Origin of the sequence: Nocardia sp. NPDC058497 (genome assembly GCF_042720195.1) — a bacterium.
Lineage (GTDB): Bacteria > Actinomycetota > Actinomycetes > Mycobacteriales > Mycobacteriaceae > Nocardia.
The window spans coordinates 1-701 of record NZ_JBHXMY010000583.1 but is presented as its reverse complement, the minus strand read 5'-3'; the positions used below and the strand labels follow the sequence as shown (position 1 = coordinate 701).

Genomic DNA, 701 nt, shown 5'->3' with positions numbered 1-701 from the left:
GGTGCCCGCCGACGATGAGCCGGGTACGGCGCGACCAGCGCCGGGGGATTGCGCCGTCGCGCCGAGGCCGGGTGATCCGGTGCCGGGTGATCCGCCCGAACCGGGTGTGCCGGTACCGGGGGCGCCGGTATTCGGAGTTGCTGTTGGGTTCTGTTGTGTCGCAGCGGGATTGGTCGGATCGGTGCTAGGTGTCGCCGCTGCGGGGGAGGTGTCGTCGCCGGAGCTGTCGTCCTCAGCGTTGTCGTCGGTGTCGTCGTCCGGGGTGTCGGTCGTCGGGGTTTGTGGAGTCGCCGTCTGCGGAGTGGTCTGCGGTGTCCCCTGGTCCCCGTTGCCGGTGGAACCGTTGCCGCCACCATTGTTCGAGCCGCCACCGTTGCCGGTGTCCACGGGCAGGCCGCCGTCACCGATCGGATTCTTCGGCACGGCCAGGACCGGAGCCTTCTCGTCGGCGGTGACAGCTTGCGGCTTGTACACGCGTTCCAGGATTTCCTGCGCGGCGCGCTCGGCCTCGTCAATGCGGTATTGCTCGTCTTTGAGCACTCCGCCGTCCGGAATCCAGGCAGTCAGCTTTCCGTCGAGGGACAGCTCTTTGGGCTTGTCGATCGCCATCTTCGCCTGCAGGAGCGCACCTTCCATCAGGTCGATGCCATTGGCGACCATCTGGAACGTCGTCGGCAGCTTCTCGGCCTCGGTCGCGTAGC

The 701-nt window shown here is 67.5% G+C and carries 1 pseudogene; it reads right to left on the bottom strand.

Going from position 1 to position 701, the window contains the following annotated elements:
• Nucleotides 1–701, bottom strand: a pseudogene (locus ACFWPJ_RS27605) (hypothetical protein); the annotation flags it as partial.